18 protein-coding genes and 2 tRNA genes are annotated in these 17,258 nt (G+C 61.9%); 7 read left to right on the forward strand and 13 right to left on the reverse strand.

Features of this window, described 5'->3' with window-relative positions; all coding sequences use genetic code 11:
* The first annotated feature begins 7 nt into the window (after positions 1–7).
* From JHL16_RS08305 to JHL16_RS08315, 3 genes are all read left to right on the forward strand, one after another.
* Positions 8–475 carry a DUF192 domain-containing protein gene (locus JHL16_RS08305; protein ID WP_200184386.1) on the forward strand — a complete coding sequence of 156 codons (468 nt, stop codon included), beginning with the start codon at positions 8–10 and terminating at the stop codon, positions 473–475.
* A gap of 54 nt (positions 476–529) precedes the next feature.
* Positions 530–606: transfer RNA gene (locus JHL16_RS08310), tRNA-Pro, on the forward strand.
* A gap of 35 nt (positions 607–641) precedes the next feature.
* A complete protein-coding gene (locus JHL16_RS08315; protein ID WP_171028246.1) occupies positions 642–947 on the forward strand; it encodes an ETC complex I subunit in 306 nt (101 codons plus the stop codon).
* Positions 948–953: 6 nt separating this feature from the next.
* On the opposite strand, the gene JHL16_RS08320 is transcribed toward JHL16_RS08315, so the two are convergent.
* Together JHL16_RS08320 and JHL16_RS08325 are read right to left on the reverse strand one after the other, a co-directional pair.
* The gene (locus JHL16_RS08320) at positions 954–2,042 is read right to left on the reverse strand and encodes an acyltransferase family protein (RefSeq protein WP_200184387.1); all 1,089 of its coding nucleotides are present in this window, start codon (positions 2,040–2,042) and stop codon (positions 954–956) included.
* Between the two features lie 114 nt (positions 2,043–2,156).
* Positions 2,157–2,465 carry a hypothetical protein gene (locus tag JHL16_RS08325; protein ID WP_200184388.1) on the reverse strand — a complete coding sequence of 103 codons (309 nt, stop codon included), beginning with the start codon at positions 2,463–2,465 and terminating at the stop codon, positions 2,157–2,159.
* A gap of 133 nt (positions 2,466–2,598) precedes the next feature.
* Here JHL16_RS08325 and JHL16_RS08330 point away from each other — a divergent pair.
* Positions 2,599–2,675, forward strand: a tRNA-Arg gene (locus JHL16_RS08330).
* A gap of 46 nt (positions 2,676–2,721) precedes the next feature.
* Here JHL16_RS08330 and JHL16_RS08335 read toward each other — a convergent pair.
* Positions 2,722–3,900, reverse strand: a complete 1,179-nt coding sequence (locus JHL16_RS08335) for an alpha/beta fold hydrolase (protein WP_200184389.1) — start codon at positions 3,898–3,900, stop codon at positions 2,722–2,724.
* A 208-nt stretch (positions 3,901–4,108) separates the two neighbouring features.
* On the opposite strand from JHL16_RS08335, the gene JHL16_RS08340 reads away from it, so the two are divergent.
* A complete protein-coding gene (locus tag JHL16_RS08340) occupies positions 4,109–4,588 on the forward strand; it encodes a DUF992 domain-containing protein (protein WP_200184390.1) in 480 nt (159 codons plus the stop codon).
* 11 nt (positions 4,589–4,599) lie between these two features.
* Here JHL16_RS08340 and JHL16_RS08345 read toward each other — a convergent pair whose 3' ends face one another.
* The 3 genes from JHL16_RS08345 to metC all read right to left on the reverse strand — a co-directional run bounded on the left by JHL16_RS08345 (position 4,600) and on the right by metC (position 9,276).
* On the reverse strand, positions 4,600–7,467 hold the full coding sequence (locus JHL16_RS08345; protein ID WP_200184391.1) for a caspase family protein: 2,868 nt from the start codon (positions 7,465–7,467) through the stop codon (positions 4,600–4,602).
* A gap of 64 nt (positions 7,468–7,531) precedes the next feature.
* Positions 7,532–8,050, reverse strand: a complete 519-nt coding sequence (locus JHL16_RS08350; protein ID WP_200184392.1) for a CreA family protein — start codon at positions 8,048–8,050, stop codon at positions 7,532–7,534.
* A 50-nt stretch (positions 8,051–8,100) separates the two neighbouring features.
* On the reverse strand, positions 8,101–9,276 hold the full coding sequence (gene metC, locus JHL16_RS08355) for a cystathionine beta-lyase (protein WP_200184393.1): 1,176 nt from the start codon (positions 9,274–9,276) through the stop codon (positions 8,101–8,103).
* Positions 9,277–9,342: 66 nt separating this feature from the next.
* Between metC and JHL16_RS08360 the strand changes: the two genes are divergently transcribed.
* Positions 9,343–9,576 carry a hypothetical protein gene (locus JHL16_RS08360; RefSeq protein WP_200184394.1) on the forward strand — a complete coding sequence of 78 codons (234 nt, stop codon included), beginning with the start codon at positions 9,343–9,345 and terminating at the stop codon, positions 9,574–9,576.
* Between the two features lie 9 nt (positions 9,577–9,585).
* On the opposite strand, the gene JHL16_RS08365 is transcribed toward JHL16_RS08360, so the two are convergent.
* The 7 genes from JHL16_RS08365 to JHL16_RS08395 all read right to left on the reverse strand — a co-directional run bounded on the left by JHL16_RS08365 (position 9,586) and on the right by JHL16_RS08395 (position 15,508).
* On the reverse strand, positions 9,586–10,707 hold the full coding sequence (locus tag JHL16_RS08365; RefSeq protein ID WP_200184395.1) for a serine hydrolase: 1,122 nt from the start codon (positions 10,705–10,707) through the stop codon (positions 9,586–9,588).
* A gap of 62 nt (positions 10,708–10,769) precedes the next feature.
* Positions 10,770–11,318, reverse strand: coding sequence for a chloramphenicol phosphotransferase CPT family protein (locus JHL16_RS08370; RefSeq protein WP_200184396.1), 549 nt, complete (start codon positions 11,316–11,318; stop codon positions 10,770–10,772).
* A 42-nt stretch (positions 11,319–11,360) separates the two neighbouring features.
* Complete coding sequence (locus JHL16_RS08375; protein WP_200184397.1) at positions 11,361–11,747, reverse strand: YybH family protein; 387 nt, start codon at positions 11,745–11,747, stop codon at positions 11,361–11,363.
* A 16-nt stretch (positions 11,748–11,763) separates the two neighbouring features.
* Complete coding sequence (locus tag JHL16_RS08380) at positions 11,764–12,990, reverse strand: M24 family metallopeptidase (RefSeq protein WP_200184398.1); 1,227 nt, start codon at positions 12,988–12,990, stop codon at positions 11,764–11,766.
* A gap of 65 nt (positions 12,991–13,055) precedes the next feature.
* The gene (locus JHL16_RS08385; protein ID WP_200184399.1) at positions 13,056–13,685 is read right to left on the reverse strand and encodes a TetR family transcriptional regulator; all 630 of its coding nucleotides are present in this window, start codon (positions 13,683–13,685) and stop codon (positions 13,056–13,058) included.
* Between the two features lie 65 nt (positions 13,686–13,750).
* Positions 13,751–15,070, reverse strand: a complete 1,320-nt coding sequence (locus JHL16_RS08390; RefSeq protein ID WP_200184400.1) for an NAD(P)/FAD-dependent oxidoreductase — start codon at positions 15,068–15,070, stop codon at positions 13,751–13,753.
* Between the two features lie 3 nt (positions 15,071–15,073).
* Complete coding sequence (locus tag JHL16_RS08395; RefSeq protein WP_200184401.1) at positions 15,074–15,508, reverse strand: cupin domain-containing protein; 435 nt, start codon at positions 15,506–15,508, stop codon at positions 15,074–15,076.
* A 211-nt stretch (positions 15,509–15,719) separates the two neighbouring features.
* Between JHL16_RS08395 and gatB the strand changes: the two genes are divergently transcribed.
* Positions 15,720–17,198: an Asp-tRNA(Asn)/Glu-tRNA(Gln) amidotransferase subunit GatB gene (gene gatB, locus JHL16_RS08400; RefSeq protein ID WP_200184402.1), complete on the forward strand. Its 1,479-nt coding sequence runs from the start codon at positions 15,720–15,722 to the stop codon at positions 17,196–17,198.
* The last annotated feature ends 60 nt before the right edge of the window (positions 17,199–17,258 follow it).

Consider the following 17,258-nt stretch of genomic DNA (forward strand, 5'->3'; position numbering starts at 1 on the left):
AGGTCCCATGCGTACCGTCGTTATCGCTTTCCTCTTCGTGATCGCGGCGGTGAACGCCGCTTTTGCCCAGACACCTTCCGGCATGCCGCTGATCGCCTTGACGATTCAGGGCAAGGACGGGGCGACCAAGGCCGATCTCACCGTCGAGCTTGCCGAGACGCCCGAACACCGCGCCAAGGGGCTGATGTTCCGCACCGAGCTGGCCGACAATCGCGGCATGCTGTTCGACTTCAAGGAGACCCGCAGCGTCTCGATGTGGATGAAGAACACCCCCCTGTCGCTCGACATGATCTTCACCGACGACAAGGGGGCGGTCCTCTATATCGCCCGCAATACGGTTCCCTATTCGGAGGAGATCATCACCCCCGGAATGCCAGTTTACGCCGTCCTCGAGGTCAAGGCAGGCTCGGCCCGCCGGCTCGGGCTGGAGCCCGGCGACCGCCTGGTGACCCCTGTTTTGGGGGCCGGTGGATGATCACTTGCCCCTTTGAGCCTATTTCGCTAAGCCCCTGCGGAGCATAGGCGATGTCGGGGTGTAGCGCAGTCTGGTAGCGCACCTGCCTTGGGCGCAGGGGGTCGTCAGTTCGAATCTGGCCACCCCGACCACCGCCACCATGCGTCGGAGAGATGAAGGTAACGGCATGACCGCGAAGATCTACAAGCCCGCCCGCAACGCCATGCAGTCCGGCAAAGGCAAGGCCGACATCTGGCTGCTCGAATATGAGCCGGAGACGCGCCTGACGGCGGATCCGTTGATGGGCTGGACCTCTTCCGGTGATATGAAGCAGCAGCTGCGGCTCACTTTCGAGAGCAAGGAACAGGCTGTCGCCTATGCCGAGCGCAATGGCATCGCTTATTGGCTGGAGCCCGAGGCGCCGGCGCGGACGCACCGTAAGTCCTATGCCGACAATTTCAAATGGGGCCGCAACGAAAACTGGACCCACTGAGCGGGTTCAATGATAGGCCTCGGCGCCGATACGGGCCACAGCTGTCGGCCGGCGTAGTCTTTTCTTGAGCCCAAGCGCGGGCTTCTCCACCAGGATCCAGGACAAGGCGCCGAAGATCGGCGTGATCGCCATTGAGGCTATGGCGAACACGATTGGGGTCAAGGTGGGGAAGAAGGTGAGGAGAACCTGCTGTGTCGGCCAGCCATAAATATAGGTGCCATAGGAAATATCGTCCTTGCTCGTCCAGCGGGTGAGCGCGCCGAAGCTGCGGCTGCCGATGGAGATCGTCAGATGCGCGGCGAGCAGGATCGCGCCCAAGGGGGCGAACGCTGTGCCGGAGACGAGATAGGCGAAGGCGAATGTCGCCAGCAGCGGCCACCATCGGGTGGTGATTTGATCTTTCCCGTGGAACAGATTGACGCCGATCAGGAAGCAGACCGCATAGCGGCAGAGCTGCTCCAGGGGCGTATGGAGCCCGCCGGTCCAGCCGGCATTGATCACCGCGAGAGCGGCCATCATGCCGGCCAGGCAGAGCAGGGACCCGAGCCTCGTCTTGGCGACCCCCAGAACGAACATGATGACGAGCGCGGCATAGGCCAGGAGCTCGTAGCGGATGGTCCAGAGCGAGTCGTTGACAACCCCGGGCACCGGGAGGCCGGTGAATATCCCGTGTGGCGGCTGGGCTTCATGGAAACGGAAGAGCAGATCGATCGGGTAGGAATAGGTGTGGGCATCAGAGAAATACGCGCCGAGCTCGACGGTGGTGAGCAACGGACCAAGCAGGAACGAGAAGAACAGGCCGAAGCCGAAGAGAGCCGGGAAGATGCGCAGGATGCGGGCTGTTACGAAGTTCCAGAGATTGGGATCGCGGATGAGGCTCTGGGTCAGCATCAGGCCCGACAGGACGAAGAAGATGTTCACGGCATGCTGGCCGATCGTATAGGAGGTCCAGTCACGCAGCGGCTGCATCTCGCTTTGCCCCACGAGGACATAGGCATGCGAAATGAGGACGCTCAGCGCCGCGGCGAGGCGGATCAGGTTGAACGAGTTCCGTTTCTCGCTGAGGCTGTCCGCAAGTGTCTTGTTATGAAACATGATGCAGTGCTCCGCTGGTTCAGCGAAGCAAGGCCGAGGCCACTCACATTAACGTTAAGTCGCGGACAGCTAATGGCTTTTGCAAGCGGGCGACCGCCTGTTCAGTGATACGCCTTACATCCTGCTGTCGGGCAGGCGGCTCGTAGGCAGGCGATCACCCGGCAGAGAGCTTTGCGGCAATTCATCACCCGGAAGCGTACCGCGGGGAGTTCCGTTCCCGGCCGACTTGTCGTCATCGATCTCGCAGCCATTATCCACCAGGCAACGTCCCAGGCAGCCGTCATTGGCATCGCTTTCGAGGGCGGCGCAGGCATTGGCGCACGCGTTGAACCGTCGCGCGCATTCGTTCTCGGACATATCCGCTCCCGCCGGCAGCGAGAAGCCAAGCACCATGATTGAGGCAAGGATCAGCCGATACACCATGTCCTCCTCCCCCTCCGACACGCAAACGAACTGCTTCTCGGCAAAGTTCCGCAACGCGGGCCGTTGCCGGAAGGCAAGGCGTCCATTATAGAGCCGATAAGGCTCATAGCTTCAGAAAAGCCTTTCGCGGCATGACCCCGTAGCTCAGTTGGATAGAGCAACAGCCTTCTAAGCTGTGGGTCGGGGGTTCGAATCCCTCCGGGGTCGCCAAATCTTTTCAATGGCTTAGCTAATTGATCAGCGCTGCGGCGAGGCGCTATCTCGGGCAGCTATTGACGGCGCGAACGCCTCTGAACCGCTCATCCATCCAGGCGACGGCCTGCGCCGCGCTTTTGTCGGCGATGGCGCCGTGATCGACCCTGGGCATCGTCACATAACGCACGGACTTGTCGCTTCGGCACAAGGAGTCGACGAAACCCGTCGTGACCTCCGGCCGCACCAGCGTGTCGTCCGCGCCTTGCGCGATGAAGGCGGGAACGGTGATCAGCCCATAAAACGGATTGTTGTCGGCGAGGAGGCCGCGCCAGGGCTGACGCGAGCCTGGATCATAGTTCAGATACTTGGCGCCGAGATCCTGTTCCGCCGACAGCGCATCGAGTTTCCCAGACAGGCTGTCGATGCAGGTTTTGTCGATATGCTCCATCACCTCGACCGTGTCCTCGGTGAGAAGGCCGTCGAGCGGGAAGCCGAAATTGCGCGACCAGGACAACAGCGTCATCGCCGCGAGGATACGGCCCGGGATCGTGTTGACGTCGGCATGCAGCAAGGCGGCGAGATTGGTCGCGGGCGCCGCCGCGGCGACGCCGAGCAACTTGAGATCCGCGGCATAGGTCTTGGCGAGACTGGCCGCGAAGAGGACGGCATGGCCGCCTTGCGAATGTCCCCAGAGGACGAACGCGTCGCCCGCTTGCGCCTCGGGCAAGCTGCGGATCGCTTTGACCGAATCGAGCACCGACTGCGCCTCGCCGAGCCCGATCAGATAGGGCACCGGCCCCGGCGTTCCGAGACCGGGATAATCGGTGGCGACAACCGTATAACCTCCGGCGATCATGTCCTTGATGCCGGGAATGGCGAGCGGATCGGAGCGCCGCGAAGGCGCGCATTTATGGGCGATGCCGGTCGTCGCATGCGCCCAGGCCACGACAGGCCGTGTCGCACCGCGGCCCGGCAGCGTCGACACCACCATCATGCCGGAGACGCCGATCTTCTCACCTTTGAGGTTTCGCGAGACATAGAGGATGCGATAGGCCTTGGCGCGATAGACCGACAGAATGTCGATCGGCGCCAGGCGGATGAGCGTGCCCGGCGCGCCGGCGAGATCTTCGGCGCGCACCGTATAGAAGACATCGAGCGGCGATACCGGCTTCGCCGTGACGGGCCCCATGCCGGCAATCGTCACAAGGACGGCGAATGCGATGCGGTATAGATTGATCATATGAACCACCAGGCGTGCCGCAGGACGTAGCAAATCGGATCGGCGTATGAGGGCGGAAATTGGGGCAGGATGCAAGCTCGACATGACGCTCGCAAAATTGATTAAACTTTCGCGGCATCATGCTGGCCCGGTTCGCACTTCCAACATTCTCGCTTTGGATGCTAAGAGATACGGGAGCTCAGCCTTAACTCAAGCAGGGGTCCAATCGATGACGGTCAAAGGAGTTCTAGCCATCGTGCTTGCCGCCGGTTTCATCCACGCGGCGGCGGGCTCGGCGCTCGCCGCGAGCGGCGTGAATGTCGGCGTGCTCAAATGCACGGTCGATGGTGGCGTCGGCCTGATCTTCGGATCGTCCAAGGACATGAAATGCAATTTCGCGCCGGCCGAGGGCGGGGCTGAATCGGCCTATCATGGCACCGTCACCAAGGTCGGCATCGATATCGGAGTGACCGAGAAGAGCTACATCACCTGGGTGGTGTTCGCGCCGGGGAAGCTCAAGCCGAATGCGCTGATCGGCACCTATGTGGGCGCCACCGCCGATGTGGCGATCGGCGTCGGCCTCGGAGCCAATGTTTTGGTGGGGGGCTTCGAGAAGTCCATTGCGCTTCAGCCTTTGAGCGTTTCAGGTGAAGAGGGCCTCAATGTCGCTGTCGGCATCGGCGCAATCGAGCTCAAGGCCGGACATTAAGGCCCGAACCGCTACGGCGCTGAGGCCAGGTAGAAAACAGGGATAGCGGCGCTTTTGGTCATGACCGGCGTCTGAAGCCCGTTGGTGAGGTCGCTCACCCGGGTGCTGAGTTCCTCGGCCAGCTCGAAGATCGAAAGCCTGCCATCCGCGCCGAAGGCCTTCGCGTCGTCCAGCGTCGCGATGAGCGACTTGGTGAACGCGCCATTGTTCCACTGCGCATTCTCATAGGAGAACTGTCTTCCGGTCGATGAGGCATACATCACCACGCCGTTCGACAGGGCGAATTCATTGGCGAAGCCCGTCATGTCGGCAAGCGACTGGTCGTTGCCGACACCGTTGCCGGCGTTGCACGCATCCATGAAGAACAGCACCTTGCCCTGCATCGTGCGCAACATGTTGCGGATGATGATGCCATCGAGGGAGCGGGCGGCAAGCTCGTCTTCCGCAAGGCTGGCATTGGCCGGGAGGAAATGGAATCCGCCTTGAGCGTCGGTCACCCCGTGTCCGGCCATGAAGACCAAGGCATAGTCATTGGGACCGACGGCCTTGCGCAGCCGCGTCAGCTGGATCTCGATTTCGTCTTCGTCAGCCTTGTCGTCCAACAGCAGGACGGTCTGCACGTCATCGAAGAAGCGCCCTTTCTGACGTTTGAGCGCCGCATCCATGTCCATGGCGTCCTTGGCGGCGTAATTTAATTTGAGCTGGGGCTCGTCATAGTTGCTGACCCCGACCAGGAGTGCGTAGAGCTTCGGCTTCGGTCCCGATTGTGTTTCGCCGGTCCAATGCACCGGAACGGAGACGGTGGCGCTCGGCTGGTCCTGGATGAAGGCGGTCAGCGAGATCGACGCATCGCGCGGCGGCAGGGGAACCGTCATTGTAAGATCGCTGTCGAGCGTCAGGGTTTCGTCGATTTCCTGCATGGCACGCGGCTGGACGAGCTGGCCATCGACGCGCAGCTCGAGGCGTGTCACAGGGCGGCCTGAGGGCGAGCGCAAGCGGTATTTCAGTGAAAGCTCCGGCCCCGTTGCTTCCAGGCCGCGCGGGTCGGCCATGATCTCCACGACGGCCGGCAAGGTGGCGTCATCATCCTTGCGTTTCGCGGCCTCATTTGCCGTGCTGACGGCTTTCGCCTCATCCAGCGTCTGGAGGACCAGACGCACGATATCCGGGCGGTAGAACTTCTCGCGGAACAGGGCGGCTGGAAAGAAATCGGTCGGCGCTGTCCAGGATTTCCCGTTCACATGCCAGCCGATCAGGGACTCGCCGCCGGGAGAGGCGGCGTAATAGCCGGACGGCGTCCAGGCGATCCAGCGCCGGTCGGGAACATAGACAAAGAGGCTGAGCAGCAATTCTCCGGTCGCCGCGCGATACCAGCGAAGAGTTCCATCTGCCACCGCTGCGATCAGGAGCGTCCCGTCGGCGGACAGATTCAAGCCATGGACAGGGCTGTCGGTGTCGTGATTCCACAGTACCGCGCCCGTGTCACTGAAGCCGTACAACGACCAGATGGTGCTGAGGTAGAATCGTTTGTGATCGGGTGCGATGGCGAGGGTTCTGGAGTGCTCCCGATCACTGGCGAGCAGCTTCTTGCCATTGAGCGTGGGGATGCCGTTACTCCAGTCACCGACGTCCAGCGACTTGGTATCGGCTTGAATGTAGTCGGCTGGAGCGGTGGCTTGAGTTTTGAGCAGCAGGGAAGCGGCATCGAAATTGACCGGATCGACATCCCCAAATTTGAGGCCGAATCGCACGGCTTTGCCGTCTGGTGCGATGACAAAGAGATTGGAGATTTTGAGACTCATATTGGGTACGCCGGCGTCACGGTAGAACACTGGTTCATTCGTCGCCGAATAGGCGCCGATCGAGCCGTCGGAGCTTGCGAAGGCGAATCCGCCCCGTGGCAGGCCTGCCAGCTCCGTGATCGCCCCATTCGGACCTTCCATGACCTGCTGGGGCGCTCCGCGCCCCGCTTGTGTCCACCGGACGACAGGATGCCTGTATCCCGCCACGTCGTAATTGCCGCCAGCATACAGAAAGAGGCCATCCGCGGAGAAAGCGACATTGGTCAGATCGCGGTGGGAGAAGGAGGTATCCACCTCGTGGGTGCGAAAGAGATCGGGTACTCGATAGAGATCGATCTTCGACATGCTCTCATAACCGACGGCGAGGGTACCTCCGTCCGGCGAAAAGGCGAGCTTGGCGAAGGTTGCTCCGCTGCGGCCTTGTGAACGTCGTACACGCTCCGACAGGTTGGTACCATAGAGCGTGACCGCGCCATCGGCAGCTCCGGTCGCCAGTTGCGTCCCGGTCGAATTGAAGACGGCAGAATAGGCCGCGTCTGCGGCCGTAGCGAGTTGGGGCTGCTCGCCAAGCGGATTTTCCCAGATGAACAGACCCTGCTTTCCCGCGGCCGCCGCGAGGCGATTGCCATCGGGAGAGAATGCCAGTTCGTAGACGATGGCCCGAAACGGGCCCAGACGCTTGCGAAGGGTCCCGTCAGAAGAGTTGTACAGGTCGATGAATTGACAAAGGGCGGCGTCGAACTCGCAACGTGCATCTCCGGCGAGCGCGATCGTCTTCCCGTCCGGCGCAATGGCGACCGCATCAACCTGACCGAACACCCCTCCGCCGATGGGCGGGCGAATGACTCTGACAAGCCGCCCTGTCGGGAGGGACCAAAGACGGGCCGTCTTGTCGGCTGATCCGGTAATCAGCAGTTTGCCATCGGGCGTAACGGAGATACCGCGGACAAGCGCCGTATGCCCCTCGGTCTCGAGCCGGAGCTGAGGCTCCTGGCGGGGCTGAATCACTTCGGCGCTCGCGGTCAGGCTCGCGAACAGAACAAGAATGACGCTCAGGCCTGAGCGGAGTGTGCGCATTGGATTGCCGTCCAAGATGCGCTCACTCTATCGATCAGTTGGGCAAAGGCAAGGCGCCGATGGGCTACTCCAGGAAGTCTCCGCATTTGGGCGCCGGCAGCGAGCCCCAGGGCATGACCGCCACGGTGGTGGTCGAATTCTGCGGGCTGCCTTCGATGAGCTTGTCGGTGTAGCTCAGATAGACGAGCACATTGCGCTTGGCGTCGCAGCCGCGCGAGATGTGGAATTTCTTGAAGAACATCGAGCGGCGCATCCGGTAGACGTCATCGCCCTGGGCGAATTTGCCTTTGAAAGTGATGGGGCCGATCTGCTTGCAGGAGAGCGAGGCTTCCGAACGTTCCTCGGCGAAGCCGGCCCAGCCGGTCCAGCCGCCGATTTCCGGCACGGTGAAATGGCAGGCGACACCTTCGACCAGCGGGTCATCGAGCGCATAGGTCGCGAGCTTGGCGTCGGGCGACAGCATGCGCCACACCGTCGTCTTCTTGAAGATGAGCTCCGGATCGTCCGCTTCCTGCGCGGCGAGCGGGGCGATGACGGCACATCCCGCGACGGCAAGGGCGACAAGCTTGGCATAGAGGCGCATGGGCGAACTTCCTTTCGGCTTCCGGAGAAATGGCCCCGCCGGGCCCGAATTCAAGACGCCGCCTTGAGGCGCTCGAAGCCTGCCGCGAGATCGGCCTTGAGATCGTCGGGATCCTCGAGCCCGATATGGAAGCGCAGGCAGGTGCCCTGGCGCGTCCAAGGCCTCGCTGTGCGGTTGGGTTTGAAGGGCACGCAGAGGCTTTCGAAGCCGCCCCAGGAATAGCCCATGCCGAAGAGCTCGAGGCCATCGAGGAAGGCGGCGAGCGCCGCATCGCTCTGTGGCTTGAGCACCACCGAGAACAGCCCGCTGGCGCCGGTGAAGTCGCGCTTCCAGATTTCATGGCCGGGCGCCCCGGGCAGGGCCGGATAGAGCACTTCATCCACCTCGGGACGGCCCTTGAGCCAGTCGGCAATGTTGACGGCGCTTTTCATATGGCGCTCGAGACGGATATCGATGGTGCGCAGGCCCCGGAGCGTCAGATACATGTCGTCGGGGCCGGCGAACTGGCCCAGCGTCTCATAACCATCCTTGAAGCGCGGCCATGTTTCCTCGTTGCAGGTGACGGCGCCCATCATGACGTCGGAATGGCCGACGATATATTTCGTCGCCGCGTGGATCGAGATGTCGCCGCCATGGGCAAAGACATTGAAGTAGTGGCCGCCCGACCAGGTGTTGTCGACGACGACGAGGGCGCCGGCTTTGTGCGCCCCCTGGGCAATCGCCGGAATGTCCTGCACTTCCATCGTTTGCGAGCCGGGGCTTTCACAATAGACGATGCGTGTCGTCGCCCGCATGAAGGCTGACACCGCGCCGCCCAGCAGCGGATCGTAATATTCGACGGCGACGCCCCAGTTCTTCAGCATTTTGTCGCAGAAAGCGCGTCCCGGCGCATAGATGCTGTCGGGGATGAGGATGTGATCGCCGGGCTTCAGGAAGGACAGCAGCGTGGTGGTGATGGCGGAAAGGCCGGAAGGCGTGACCTTGCTGGCGAAACCATTCTCGAGCGTCGCGATGGCGGTCTCGACCGAGCGCGAGGTCGGCGTGCCGCGCCGCCCGTATTGATAGGTCTGCTTCTGTTCCTTCAGCGCCTGATAGGTCGGATAGAGTATGGTCGAGGCGTGATAGACGGCCGGCGAGACGATGCCATGTTCGGAATAGTCGCGGGCGGTGGAAACGAGGCGGGTCGCCGGTTTGAGGCTCTTGAGGTCGGTCTTGGATTTCGCCATGGCTCAATTCATATGGAAGAGGGTAGAACCTCCCGGTTAGCACGGCAGGCCGCGAGGGGAAAAGTCATGAGTGATATGTCGCCACTGGGCAGGTTCGTCCTGGTCGCCATGCTCTGGGGAGCCAGATTCTCCACGCTGGCCCTCGCCGCCATCTTCGCCCTCGTGATCTGGCAGAAATGGTTCTCTGCCGCCGCCATCGGCGGCACGCGCCAGGATTACACTTTTCTCGCCATTGTGGGCGGCCTCGGCGTCGCCGCCTTCATCTTTGCCCGGTCGGTCGAGCGGGAACTGCGCAAATAGGCGGACGGATCAACGGCCGCTGATCTGTTTCCACGCTTCATAGAGCGTCGAATGGAGCAATTGCGGCTCGGCGCCGAAGCGCACGACGATCAGGTCCTTTTCCGGCATCAGATAGACGGCCTGGCCGCCATTGCCCATGAAATAGGTGAATTGGCCCTGGAGAGCCTCACCTGGCCGGTCGAGGATATTGTGCCAGGCATGGAGCCGGTAAAGCCCCTGGCGGACCTGATCATCGGTGAGATCCCGGCCCAGAAAAGCCTGATGGAACTCGGCGCTCAGCAAGGGCTGGCTCGGCGTGCCGTTGTTCATGACGTAGCGGGCGGCGTGCACCCAGTCGCGTGCTTTGGCGTAAAGGCAACAATAGGCCGAGATATCGAGGTCGGGACCATAACGCCGCCACGTGGCACCCTGGGCGCCGGCCGGTTGCCAGATCTCGCGTGACAGCCGCTGGTCGGGAGCGCCGAGGAGCGCGCCCAGCAGTGCCGTATTCACATTCTGGTAGCTGAACAGGCCGCGTTTCGTGGGATCGATATGGAGCGCCGGCTCGAAGTCCTTGAGGCCGCTCACATGCAGCCTGGCCATGGGACCGAAGGGATTGGAGATCGTCGCCTCCAGGTCCTTCTCGGGCTGGCCGGAGGCGTGTTTCATTTCATCGGTCTCGAAGACGATGCCGCTCTTCATGTCGAGAAGCTCGCGCGGGGCGAGCCCAAGTTTCGGCAGCGGCGTGTCGAGCGCCGGCAGCTCACCACGGGTGATGGCACTCAATGTCAGCACGCCGACCAGGCTCTTTACCAGCGAATAGGAATTGAACCGCGTGTCGCGCGAAAAACCCGGCGCATAATATTCGATCTTCAGCTTGCCGCCCTGATAGACGAGAAGGGCTTTGCCGCGGCTGTCGGCCATGAGCTTGGCGAGGGCAGGGCTGAGCCTCGTCTGCTCCGGCTCGCCCAGATCGTCGGCTCCGGCGATGCCCGGCAATTCCGCGAAGGTCCCGCGCGCCGGCCATTCGGGCTTGGGGAAACCTTCGGCGAGAAGCGTAGGCAGGTAAGGCGCATAGAGGAAGGCGCCCGTCGTCAGAATGACGAGGGCCAGAAGCGGTAGCAGGAGCCAGCGGAAGAACGGTGAGCGCAACGTCGTGTCTCGAAAGGTAAGGAATCTTTCGTCCGACATTGTGGCGGATTTGTATTGTCGAGTTATAGGCTGAATGTTTCCTTGATCTTGGCGGCACATTGCGCGGGCGTTGCAACGCTCGAATCGATGGTGAGATCGTAGTCGACGCCTTGATGGACGCGGGTGAATTGCCAGCGGGCAAGCCCGATCATCCGGTCTTTGCGGTCGCGCTCGCGTTGCTCGAGAACGCCAAGCGGGGCCATCACCCCAACAAGGGATATCTCATGGTCGACAAATTGAGTTCTGTAATCCTCTGAGTCCGATCCAAGCATGACATCGTCGATGATCAGATTGTTGCCTTCCGCTGCCAGCCCGGCCATGGCGCGCCGCATGCCGCGCATCAGCTGCATTCCGAAAGCCCCGGTCTTGATGGCGACCACTGGCGCCTCGTCCTCGAGAGCGGTCTCGAAAATGAAACCGTCCGGATGCCCCCAATAGGTGGCGGGCAGCATGTCGAGGAAACTGTCCATCGTAACATGCAGGAAGGGCTGGACGGTGATGTCCTGGAGGGCGCGGGCGATCGAGCTTTTGCCGGCGCTGCCCACGCCATTGAGAAGGATGATGCGAGACATCGCGGCAAGCTGCCATTCATCCGCTCGGAATGAAAGGGTGCGCTATGTTTTTTCCGTCAGCAGATTGGCGTCCCGCGTGAGGCGCCAGCGCCCGTCAGACCCTTTGGTGAGGATCGTCAGCGTGTAGCCTGCCCGGCGGGTGGTGGTCCCGTCGGGCAGGGTCATCGCGATGTCGATATGGTTGCGCAAATAGGCCCAGTCGCCCAGTACCTTGATCTCGCTTATGTCGTTGCGGCCTTCGATGCGCATGCCCTTGAGGCTGCTGGCGGCCGCCGCAAATGCTTCCTTGCCGAAGGGCTCGTGCCCGGGAACCATGAAGACGACGTCGTCTGTCATGAGTCCCAGCACGGTGTCGATGTCGCCGGCCTGGCTCGCCGTCATCCAGGTGTCGACGACCTTGCGGATGGCTTGTTCGTCGTCACCTGCCATGGCAGCCTCCGGGTCGTTATTTGCCGACCACTACCAGATTACGCGGCATCTCGGTGAGGATTTCGAGGCCCTTGTCGGTCATGAGGTAAGAATCGATCCAGCCTGCGCCCGAACCGCCGGGCCAGTCCTCGAACACGTCGTACTGGACCTCGAAGTTGAACACCATGCCGGGCTTCATGACCGGATCATTGGTCGGCTCGAACGGATTGGGACGGTGGCGATGCACCCAGTCGGGCGGGAAGGCGATGCCGAGCGTGTAGCCGCCGATGAACCATTCATATTTGGCCCGGTCGACACCCGATTTGGCGATGAAGGCATCCGCTGCTTCCTGGACCTTGCTGAACGGATCCCCCGGCCTGACGCCTTTGACGATGGCGTCGCTGCAGCCGGCCGAGCGGTCGAACAGATCGTGCCAGCGTTTGTCGATCTCGCCCATGGCGAAGCTGCGGCTGAGATTGACGTGATAGCGATGCAGGCTGGCGCTGAAATCGAGATGCACGACGTCGCCGCTCTTGAGCCGGCGATGCGAGGCGGGGGCGTGATGGCAGCCGGAACGCGGGCCGCTGCCGATCATGGTGCGGATGCCCGGATGGCCGCCGCCGCGTTTCATCAACTCATAGCAGATGACCGCGTCGATCTCGGTCTCGGCGACACCGACCCGCAAGAAGTCGCGTGCCTTCTCCATCGTCGCGAGGGTGATCTTGGCGGCTTCGCGCACCACCGCGACCTCGCGCGGCGACTTATAGAGCCGGACATCCTCGATGATGTCAGAATCCTCGACGACGGTCGCGCCGGCCTCGGCCAGATATTTGCCGATCGCGCGGACATGGTCGGGATGGCCGCCATAACCCCAGCTCTGGATCGCGATCTTGCCGCGTCCCCAGCCATGAGCCAGGATCTTGCCTGCGAGCTCCTTGGTCTGCTCGGTCGCCGGAATGCTGCGCGAATGATACCAGATGTCCTTGATCTCGGGCGTATTGGAGATCAGCACCTTGTGGCTGGTATTGTCGAAGAAGACATAGGAGCCGCTGGCGGTGTCGAAATAGAGCCCGACCACCGCGTGACGATACTGCCAGATATGATCATGGCCGGTGAGGTAGTGATAGTCGCGCGGCGCGGTAATGACGATGCCGTCATAACCGGCCTGTTCGAGCGCCTTCTTCACCTTGGCGCGACGCTCGGCAAATTCCTCCGGCGGGAAGGGCTGCTCCCAATCGACCCGGCTCCTGATGTTCATATCCATGACGGTCTCCCTTGCGAATGTCGCCGGGATTTAATCATGTCCATATTTTAGTGCAATAAAATTTTTTATGAGACTAAAAATTTGGAAGACCCCAGGCCGCGATAAAGCTCCTTCACGATGGCCTTGATCTCGTCACCATGGCCTGACCGGCTTTGTGCATTGTAGAAGATGGCCAAGCGGAAATAATGCTCGCAGACCGCATCGAGCAGCTTGGCGGCGGCCTTCGTGTCGGTTTCGGCGTGGATGAGCTGCTTCTGCTTCAGCGTGTCGAGAAACTGCACCGACCTGTCGACATAGAAGGAGCTGAGCTTGCCGAAGAGCGGGCCCAGATCGTCATCCCGAACACGCTCCTGATAGAGCGAGCGCCATACGTCGCGATCAAGCGTGTCGAAGGAACCGTCGGTGACGAGCTTTACCCAATCGGTGAGGGCGCGCTGGGCGTCGCGGTGGCTGCGCTTGGTGATGAAGGCGTCCATGCGCTCGGACAGTTCCTCCTGCCGGCTGAGCACCAGCTCGAGGATGACGGCGCTCTTGGAGCCGAAATAATTATAGATCGTCGGCACTGTGACGTCGGCCTCGGCCGCGATGTCCTGCAGGCTGATGTCGGAGAACATCTTCTTCGACAGGAGTTTCAATGTGGCGTCGAGAATATGCTGACGCCGCATCGTCTTCTGTTTGCCGCGAAGTCCTGTCACTCAAGGTTCCTCTTATTATGATCCCCGCAAATGACCATGACGGACAGAGTCCCGCAATAGGCCGATCACGCCTTGCGGCGCAGCACGCTGCCCTTGTCGAGATGGTCGAGAACCGAATAGGTCTTGGCGATGACGGGTAGCATGGCCTTCTTCAGGCCATGCAGTGCGACGGGCCGCAGGCGCTCGACCGGGAAGGGCACGCTCGCCGGCGAGCCGGTGATGAGCTGCTCGGCGAGGCGCTTTCCGAGCGAAACGCTGAGCGCCACGCCACGGCCATTGCAGCCGATCGCGGTGAGGACTCCGGGCGCGGGCTCGGTGACATGGAAGAGGTGGTCTTCAGTGACCGCGACCATGCCGCCCCAGCGATAGGCCCATTGGCAATTGGCCAGCGCCGGATAGATCCTGGCCGCGACATGCTTGAGCTCGGCATAGGCGCCGGCTGCTCCTGTGGGGCCATAGGCGCCGCGGCCGCCGATCAGGAAGCGGCCTTGCGCGTCCTTGCGGAAGTAATAGAGCGAGCGATGGGTATCGGAGACATGCTGGCCGCCGGGCAGGATGCTGCGCGCCAGATCGGCGCTCAACGGTTCGCTGGCGATTTGGAACGTGCTGACCGGCAGCACGCTTTGGGCGAGGCCGGGCACGAGGCCATCCGTATAGGCATCGGTCGAAACAAGCACGCGCCGGGCGCTGACCCGGCCTCTCGCGGTGGCGAGGGAATGTTGGCCCTTGGCCTGTTCGATCTTCATGACCCGGCTGTCGCGGAAGATCCGCGCGCCGCGCGTGAGCGCCGCCTGGGCGAGGCCGCGCACCAGCTTCAGGGGATGCAGGCTGCCGCCTTTGGGATTGAGGATGCCGCCGGCATAGGCAGCACTTCCGCTGAGCTTCTGCGCCTCGCCGGCGGAAAGCACCTCCACCGCAATACCGCGCGCCTGCCATTGCCTGGCGCGCCGTTCCAGCCCGGCCATTGCCTGCGGGGCATGGGCGAGCTGCAGCCAGCCTTGCCGCGTGTGATCGCAGCCGATGTCGAACTTGACGAGCGTCTCGAAGGTTTCATCCGCCGTGACGGTGGCGAATTCGGCGAGTGCCGGGCCGGCCGTCGGTCCGAAATGGCTGACGAGTTCTTCGGGATCGAGCTTGAGGCCCGGATTGACCTGGCCGCCATTGCGCCCGCCACCGCCCCAGCCCGGCGTGGCCGCATCCAGCACGATAACCGAGCCGCCCCGCGCGGCGATATGAAGGGCCGTCGACAGACCGAGAATGCCGGCCCCGATGATCGCCACATCGCAGGAGGCATCGCCCTCAAGGACGGGAAAGTCGGGTGCCGCGCCGACTGTCGCCACCCACAGCGATTTTTCGATCAGGCTGTTCTGGAAGTCGGCGCTCATGTCTTATCCGATCACCGGGATGGCGCCCTGAGCATCGGGGCCCTTGTAGGCGAGCGGCTCGATCAAGCCGCCGTCGCGATTGACGTGATCTGGATCGACCGCCATGAAACATTTGCGCAGGCGCTCGCTGGTCACGTTCCAGGTGACTTTCTCGCCCTTCTGGCAGAACCAGGAATCGCCCGGCCCATAGGTCACGCTGTTGCCCGCCTCATCGGTGAGCTCGACCGTGCCTTCGAGCACTGTCGCCAGCTCATGGAAGGCGAAAGTGATGACGAATTTGCCCCGGCTCACTTCATAGATGCCGCTGCGCACCGGGCCGCCGGCGGGCGCGTCGATGATGCGCCGGCTCGCTTCGAGCGGATTGCCGTCGAGGATCTGAGGCTTCACGGTGAGAGGGGTGAGCTCGACGCGCGTTCCGCCGGCCTTGTATGCGATCATGAACTGTACCTGTCTCGTCTGGAAAGATGCTGCTTCCGTGTCTAATCGCGCCCAGCCGATCTCGCAATAAATATTTTATCCAATTAAAATATTTGTCTTCATATAAAACAGGCCATCATCACGGCGGGAACCCTTGATGGCGGAGGGATTTGGGGGCCTTGAACCCGGCCTCCCAACCCAGTACCAAGCTTCCCGAAATGGAGTGTGGCCTATGAATTCAGAATTGCGCATCGCCGACAAGAAGGACTGGCTGAAGGGCGCCACCGGGGATTGGGAGATCGTCATCGGCATGGAGGTTCATGCCCAGGTTCTCTCCAAGTCCAAGCTGTTTTCCGGCGCCTCGGCTGAATATGGGGGCGAGCCCAATGACCACGTCTCCCTCGTCGACGCGGCGATGCCCGGCATGCTGCCGGTGATCAACGAATTCTGCGTCGAGCAGGCGGTGAAGACGGGCCTCGGCCTCAAGGCCGAGATCAACCGGCGCTCGGTCTTCGACCGCAAGAACTATTTCTATCCCGACCTGCCGCAGGGCTATCAGATCTCGCAGTACAAGCAGCCGGTGGTGGGCGAGGGCGTCGTCCGCATCGACCTCGATGAGGGCCAGTCCGTCGATGTCGGCATCGAGCGGCTGCATCTCGAGCAGGACGCCGGCAAGAGCCTGCACGACCAGCATCCCAATATGAGCTTCGTCGATCTGAACCGGTCCGGCGTGGCGCTGATGGAGATCGTGTCGAAGCCCGATATGCGTTCGCCCGACGAGGCCAAGGCCTATGTGACCAAGCTGCGCCAGATCATGCGTTATCTCGGCACCTGTGACGGCAACATGGAAGAGGGCAGCCTCCGGGCCGACATCAACGTCTCGGTGCGCCGACCCGGCGCGGCCTTCGGTACGCGCTGCGAGATCAAGAACGTCAATTCCATCCGCTTCATGGGGCAGGCCATCGTCTATGAGGCGAAGCGCCAGATCGGCGTCCTCGAGGACGGTGGCAAGATCGATCAGGAGACCCGCCTTTTTGACGCGAGGAAAGGTGAGACGCGATCGATGCGCTCCAAGGAGGAGGCGCATGACTATCGCTATTTCCCCGATCCCGACCTCCTGCCGCTCGAGCTCGATGCAGATTGGATCGAACGTATCAGGCAGAGCCTGCCGGAGCTTCCGGACGGGAAGCGTGACCGCTTCGTCAAAGACTATGGGCTGTCGGTCTATGACGCCGACGTGCTGATCGCCGAAAGCGCGTCCGCCGCCTATTTCGAGGAGGTCGCCCGGGGTCGTGACGGCAAAATGGCCGCCAACTGGGTGATCAACGAGCTCTTCGGACGCTTGAATAAGGAAGGCAAAGCCATTGAAAATACACCGGTTTCTGCCGGTCAGCTGGGCGCCATCGTCGACCTGATCGGGGCCGGCACGATCTCCGGCAAGATTGGTAAGGACATTTTCGAGATCGTCTGGACAGAGGGCGGCGACCCGGCCGAGATCGTCGAGAAGCGCGGCCTGAAACAGGTCACCGATACCGGCGCCATCGAAAAGGCGGTGGACGAGATCATCGCCGCCAATCCTGACAAGGTCGAGCAGGTGAAGGCCAAGCCAACCATGCTGGGCTGGTTCGTCGGCCAGGTCATGAAGACCACCGGCGGCAAGGCGAATCCCCAGGCCGTTAACGAAATTCTGCGCAAGAAGCTTGGGATTTAACCATAGCCTTAAGAATTTTCATTGATTTACCAATAACTTATCAGAGAGTTCCGATTCGCG

It is taken from the genome of Taklimakanibacter albus (assembly GCF_016595235.1).
GTDB lineage: Bacteria > Pseudomonadota > Alphaproteobacteria > Rhizobiales > Aestuariivirgaceae > Taklimakanibacter > Taklimakanibacter albus.

Bases quoted from the DNA above. Each gene is read 5' to 3' on its own strand.
- JHL16_RS08350 (WP_200184392.1), bottom strand. From the start codon at position 8,050: ATGCGCCTCTATGCCAAGCTTGTCGCCCTTGCCGTCGCGGGATGTGCC.
- JHL16_RS08370 (WP_200184396.1), bottom strand. From the start codon at position 11,318: ATGTCTCGCATCATCCTTCTCAATGGCGTGGGCAGCGCCGGCAAAAGC.
- gatB (WP_200184402.1), top strand. From the start codon at position 15,720: ATGAATTCAGAATTGCGCATCGCCGACAAGAAGGACTGGCTGAAGGGC.
- JHL16_RS08340 (WP_200184390.1), top strand. From the start codon at position 4,109: ATGACGGTCAAAGGAGTTCTAGCCATCGTGCTTGCCGCCGGTTTCATC.
- JHL16_RS08360 (WP_200184394.1), top strand. From the start codon at position 9,343: ATGAGTGATATGTCGCCACTGGGCAGGTTCGTCCTGGTCGCCATGCTC.
- JHL16_RS08345 (WP_200184391.1), bottom strand. From the start codon at position 7,467: ATGCGCACACTCCGCTCAGGCCTGAGCGTCATTCTTGTTCTGTTCGCG.
- JHL16_RS08315 (WP_171028246.1), top strand. From the start codon at position 642: ATGACCGCGAAGATCTACAAGCCCGCCCGCAACGCCATGCAGTCCGGC.
- JHL16_RS08395 (WP_200184401.1), bottom strand. From the start codon at position 15,508: ATGATCGCATACAAGGCCGGCGGAACGCGCGTCGAGCTCACCCCTCTC.
- JHL16_RS08335 (WP_200184389.1), bottom strand. From the start codon at position 3,900: ATGATCAATCTATACCGCATCGCATTCGCCGTCCTTGTGACGATTGCC.
- JHL16_RS08325 (WP_200184388.1), bottom strand. From the start codon at position 2,465: ATGGTGTATCGGCTGATCCTTGCCTCAATCATGGTGCTTGGCTTCTCG.
- metC (WP_200184393.1), bottom strand. From the start codon at position 9,276: ATGGCGAAATCCAAGACCGACCTCAAGAGCCTCAAACCGGCGACCCGC.
- JHL16_RS08375 (WP_200184397.1), bottom strand. From the start codon at position 11,747: ATGGCAGGTGACGACGAACAAGCCATCCGCAAGGTCGTCGACACCTGG.
- JHL16_RS08390 (WP_200184400.1), bottom strand. From the start codon at position 15,070: ATGAGCGCCGACTTCCAGAACAGCCTGATCGAAAAATCGCTGTGGGTG.
- JHL16_RS08305 (WP_200184386.1), top strand. From the start codon at position 8: ATGCGTACCGTCGTTATCGCTTTCCTCTTCGTGATCGCGGCGGTGAAC.
- JHL16_RS08320 (WP_200184387.1), bottom strand. From the start codon at position 2,042: ATGTTTCATAACAAGACACTTGCGGACAGCCTCAGCGAGAAACGGAAC.
- JHL16_RS08380 (WP_200184398.1), bottom strand. From the start codon at position 12,990: ATGGATATGAACATCAGGAGCCGGGTCGATTGGGAGCAGCCCTTCCCG.